6 protein-coding genes are annotated in these 4,850 nt (G+C 75.0%); 2 read left to right on the top strand and 4 right to left on the bottom strand.

The window, feature by feature from the left end:
* Positions 1 to 13 precede the first annotated feature (13 nt).
* Positions 14 to 565, top strand: coding sequence for a hypothetical protein (locus VGB14_09820; protein HEX9993211.1), 552 nt, complete (start codon positions 14 to 16; stop codon positions 563 to 565).
* A gap of 10 nt (positions 566 to 575) precedes the next feature.
* Here the strand turns inward: VGB14_09820 and VGB14_09815 are convergent, their stop codons facing one another.
* Genes VGB14_09815 through VGB14_09800 form a run of 4 tightly spaced genes read right to left on the bottom strand, consistent with a single transcriptional unit; the run spans position 576 to position 4,725 of the window.
* On the bottom strand, positions 576 to 1,409 hold the full coding sequence (locus tag VGB14_09815) for an ABC transporter permease (GenBank protein HEX9993210.1): 834 nt from the start codon (positions 1,407 to 1,409) through the stop codon (positions 576 to 578).
* The gene (locus VGB14_09810; protein HEX9993209.1) at positions 1,406 to 2,185 is read right to left on the bottom strand and encodes an ABC transporter permease; all 780 of its coding nucleotides are present in this window, start codon (positions 2,183 to 2,185) and stop codon (positions 1,406 to 1,408) included. Before VGB14_09810 ends, VGB14_09815 begins: the two co-directional genes overlap by 4 nt.
* Positions 2,186 to 2,187: 2 nt before the next feature.
* Positions 2,188 to 3,111, bottom strand: a complete 924-nt coding sequence (locus tag VGB14_09805) for an ABC transporter ATP-binding protein (GenBank protein ID HEX9993208.1) — start codon at positions 3,109 to 3,111, stop codon at positions 2,188 to 2,190.
* A 30-nt stretch (positions 3,112 to 3,141) separates the two neighbouring features.
* Positions 3,142 to 4,725, bottom strand: a complete 1,584-nt coding sequence (locus tag VGB14_09800; GenBank protein ID HEX9993207.1) for a Mur ligase family protein — start codon at positions 4,723 to 4,725, stop codon at positions 3,142 to 3,144.
* A 1-nt stretch (position 4,726) separates the two neighbouring features.
* Here VGB14_09800 and VGB14_09795 point away from each other — a divergent pair.
* A partial coding sequence (locus VGB14_09795) for an alanine dehydrogenase (protein ID HEX9993206.1) occupies positions 4,727 to 4,850 on the top strand: 124 nt, incomplete at its 3' end.

Genomic DNA, 4,850 nt, shown 5'->3' with positions numbered 1-4,850 from the left:
GTAGCGGGCGGCCATGGGGGTGTTCACCAGGGGTGCGGTGCACGGGATGGTCGCCGGCGCGGTCGGCGTGGCGGTGATGACCGCCGTCGAGAAGGCGGAGCAGCGGGTGACCGGCCGGCCCGACTCGCACGTGCCGGCGCGCACGCTCGAGCGCCTGCTGCGCCTGCCGGAGCGGCCCCGTGAGCAGCCCCGGTCGCTGAACCTGCTCATGCACGTCGGGCAGGGGGTCCTGCTCGGCTCCCTGCGCGGGATCATGGCCGACGGCGGCCTGCGGGGCCCGTGGTCGTCGGCCATGTTCACGGTCGTGCGGCTGACCAACGACCAGACCCTGGAGAACGCCACCGGCGTGGGCGCCCCGCCGTGGACCTGGCCCCGCCGGGAGCTGGCCGTCGACCTCACCCACAAGGCCGTCTACGCGTTCGCCACCGGCCTGGTGGCCGACGCCCTCGCCGCCCGCCACGGCCCCGGCCCGGGCGGCCTGCACGCCGCCCGCCGCCCCGGCCGCCACGCCGACGTCGGCCCGCCGCCCGCCGGCGCCGGCGGCTCGCCCGGCAAAGGGACCTGACGGCCGGCGGCTACTGGAGCAGGAGGCGCTCGAGGCGGCGGCTGGTGACGGTCAGGCCGGCGAGGCCCATCGTGGCCAGGTAGGCCACGTGGCCGAGGGCGTCCCAGCCGACCACGCCGAGCGACAGCGACCGGAGCAGGTCGACGCCCTGGTACAGCGGGGTGCAGCGGACCACCCACTCCAGCCCGTCCGGATAGGTCGACAGGGGATAGAAGGTCGCCGAGAACAGGAACAGGGGCAGCACGGCCAGCTGGACGAGGTCGAAGTCCTGCCAGCTGCGCATGAACGAGGTGGCCGCCATGCCGACGGCGGCGAACGCGAAGCCGATCAGCACCGCGCCGGGGAGCAGCGCCAGCCCCCACCAGGACTCGATCAGCCCCATCGCCAGCATCACGACGAGGAAGCCGGCGGCGTAGAGCAGGCCCCGCATCAGGCACCAGGTGATCTCGCCGAGGGCGACGTCGCCCGGCTGCATGGGCGTGGCGAGGATGCCGTCGTAGGTGCGCTGGTGCTTCAGCTTGAACCAGATGTTCATCGTCGACTCGTAGACGGCGCCGTTCATGGCCGACGAGGCCAGAAGCGCGGGCGCCGCGAACGTCGTGTAGGCGACCGCCCGGCCGCCGACCGAGACGCCGCCGACCAGGTCGCCGAGGCCGAGGCGGACCGAGAGCAGGTAGAAGACCGGCTCGAAGAACCCCGAGAACACGATCACCCAGGCCCGCCGGTACACCATGGCGTTGCGCTCGATGAGCCGCCCGGCCCGGCGCCCGTTCAGCAGCACCGGCGGGACGACCCGGACGGCGAGCCCCCGGCTCTGGCGGGCGGGCGCGGCGGTGGCGCTCACACGACCAACCGCCGTTCGAAGCGGCGGACGGTGAGCACCGTGCCGGCCGCGATCCAGAGGCACAGGTAGGCGACGTGACCGAGGTTGCCGGCGACCGAGCCGATGCCGAGGGCGAGGGACCGGCACAGCTCCACGCCGTGCCACAGCGGGGTGGCCCAGGCCACCGGCCGCAGCCAGGACGGGAGCTGGTCGACCGGGAAGAACGTGCCCGAGAACAGGAACATCGGCATGATGGCGAACCGGAACACGCTCGACAGGCCGTACTCGTTCTGCGCGGACGCCACGAACGCCGCCATCGCCGCCGCGTGCGCGGCCCCGACGAGGACGGCGGCCGGCACGGCGAGCACGATGGCCGCCGACTCGGCCGCCCCGAACAGGACGAGCACGGTCGTGAAGGCGACGGCGGTGATCGCCACCCGGATCGACACCCAGGTGAGGGCGCCGAGGGCGATGTCCCGCACCGCCACCGGCGTGGCCATCGCCGCGTGGTAGGTCTTCGTCCACTTGATGCCGGCCATGATCGGGTACGACGCCTCGCCGGCACCGGTCTGCATGGCCGCCGCCGCGAGCAGGCCGGGGCCGAGGAAGGCGAGGTAGGTGCCCCCGGCCAGGGTCTGGCCCCTGCCCGTCTCGTCCACCAGCGACCCGAGCCCGAGGCCCATGGCGGCGAGGAACAGCACCGGGTTGAGGAACGAGCTGACGATCGACCCCCGCCAGGTGCTGCGGTAGGTGACGAGCGACGCCTCGACGGCGCGGAGGAAGCCCGGGGTGGCCATCGTCAGTCCACCAGGCTCCGGCCGGTGAGGCGCAGGAACACGTCCTCCAGGGTGCTGCGGCGCACGAGCGTGCTCTCGGGCCGGAGCCCGAGCTCGTGGACGCGGGTGGCGGCGGCGTCGCCGTCGTCGGTGTAGACGAGCGTGCGGTCGGGCAGCGGCTCCACCCGGTCGCCGAGGCCGCCCAGCACGGCGAGCGCCGCCTCCTCCTCGCCCAGGCGGAACCGCAGCTCGAGCACCTCCCGGGTGGCGTAGCGCTCGATGAGCTCGCGGGGCGAGCCCTCGGCCACGATCCGGGCCTTGTCCATCACGACCAGGCGGTCGCACAGCTGCTCGGCCTCGTCCATGTAGTGGGTGGTGAGGATGAGGGTGGTGCCCCGCTGCTTGAGCCGGTAGAGCCGGTCCCACAGGACGTGGCGGGCCTGCGGGTCGAGCCCGGTGGTGGGCTCGTCCAGCAGGAGCAGGTCGGGCTCGTTGATCAGGGCGCGGGCGATCGTGAGCCGCCGCTTCATGCCGCCCGACAACGAGTCCACCTTGGCGTCCTTGCGGTCGATCAGCTGCACGAACGTGAGCAGCTCCTCGCTGCGCTCCCTGATGACCGGGCGGGACAGGTCGAAGTAGCGCCCGTAGATGAGGAGGTTCTCCCTGACGCTCAGCTCGAGGTCGAGCGTGTCCTCCTGGGGGACGACGCCGAGCCGGGCCCTGATGCGGGAGCCGTCGACCGCAGGGTCCATGCCGAGCACCCGGAGCTTGCCCTCGGTGACCGGCGAGACGCACCCGATCATCCGCATGGTCGAGCTCTTGCCGGCCCCGTTGGGCCCGAGGAAGCCGAACGCCTCGCCGGGCGCGACGTCGAAGTCGATCCCGTCCACGGCCGTGAACGTGCCGAAGCGCTTGGTGAGCCCTCTGGCCTCGATCAGGTTCGGCACGCCACCGACCCTACCGAGGGGGTGTGACGCTCATCCGGGAGTTCCGCGGGCGGCCACCACCTTGGACCGCACGAGCTCGGGGCCGGCGAACGCCCCGCCGTGGTCCTCGATCCAGCCGGCGAGCGTCCCCCGCTGCTCGTGGCACATGACGGCGACGACGTCGCCCGGGCGGCTGGGCCCGACGAGGGCGACCAGCGCGGACAGCTCGTCGGGGAAGTCGGGCACGTCGGGCCGGCCGCCCCGGCGGACGCCCTCCCGCAGCAGCTCCACCATCTCGACCGGGTCGCGGTCCCGCAGGTACGTCGGCTTCTCGCAGATCACGACCTGGTCGGCGCCCCGGCCGGCCACCTCGCCCATGGCCACCAGGTCCTCGTCCCGCCGGTCGCCGGCCGTGCCGATGGCGACGCGGACGGCGGCGCCCGCCGGCCGGAAGGCGTGGAGGACCTCGAGGAGGGCGACGGTGCTCGGCTCGTTGTGGGCCGAGTCGATCACCACCGTCCGGCCGTCCAGGTCGTAGACGTTCAGCCGGCCCGGGTTGGCGGTCGGGTCGGGGACGAACGTGCGCAGCCCCTCGACCACCGCCTCCGTGGGCAGGCCGACGCCGAGGCCGGCGGCGGCGGCGGCGAGCGCGTTGGCCAGGTTGACCGACGACGCCCCGGCCAGGGTGACGGGCACGTCGACCACGGGCACCAGCCGGTCGACGGCGCCGCCGGGGTCGACGACGGCGACGTGGCCGTCGACGACGGTGGCCGCCCGCCCGCCCTCCTCGAGCCCGAGCCGGAGGCCGGGGGCGGCGGGGTCGAGGGCGAACAGGAACGGCCGGGCCCGGGAGCGGGAGCGCATGGCGAGCGTGCGGGGGTCCTCGGCGTTGAGCACGACCCACCCGTCCGGCCGGGTGATGCGGACGATCGCCGCCTTCACCTCGGCCAGCTGGTCGAGGGTGTCGATGCCGCCGAGGCCGAGGTGGTCGGCGGCCACGTTGGTCACCACGGCGACGTCGTTGTGCGCGGCGCCGATGCCCCGGCGGAGGACGCCGCCCCTCGCCGTCTCCAGCACGGCGAGCCCGATCCCGGGCTCGGCCAGCACCCGCCCGGCCCCGCCGTAGCCGGACCAGTCGCCCTCGTCGACCAGCACGCCGTCCACGTAGATGCCGTCGGTGCTCGTCCACCCGACCGACCGCCCGGCGCAGCGGCCCATGTGGGCGACCAGCCTGGTCGTGGTCGTCTTGCCGTTGGTGCCGGTGACGGCGACGACGGGCACGGTCGGCACCGGCGGCGCGGGCGGCGGGGGCACGGGCGCGCCCCGGAGGCGGGCGCCGGCGGCGGCGACGGCGCCCGGCACGTCGCCGGCGTCGAGCCCGTCGGCCAGCCCGTCGAGCAGCCCGGCCACCTCCTCGGCCAGCAGCTCGGCGTCGACGGCGCGCAGCCACGGCCAGACCAGCAGCACCTCGCCGGGCCGCCGCCCCCGGCGCCGGACGATGCCGACCCTGGCCGCCCCGGCCGCGGCCGCCACCCGGCGGACGGCCAGCACGGCCAGCCGCTCGGCGAGGTGGGCCCGCCGCGCGCTCCCGGGCCGGCCGGGCGGCGGCGGGCCGGGGAGGCCGAGGGCGGTCATCGTGGACGTCGCCGTCGACCAGGGTGGATGCGTCGAGACCATCCACGAGACGACCCACGCCGACCCCGTGTACGAGCGCCACGGCGTCGTCCACTACGCCGTCGGCAACATCCCGGGCGCCGTGC

Source organism: Acidimicrobiales bacterium, assembly GCA_036399815.1.
Taxonomy (GTDB): Bacteria; Actinomycetota; Acidimicrobiia; order Acidimicrobiales; family DASWMK01; genus DASWMK01.
This window is presented reverse-complemented; position numbering and strand designations above follow the sequence as displayed.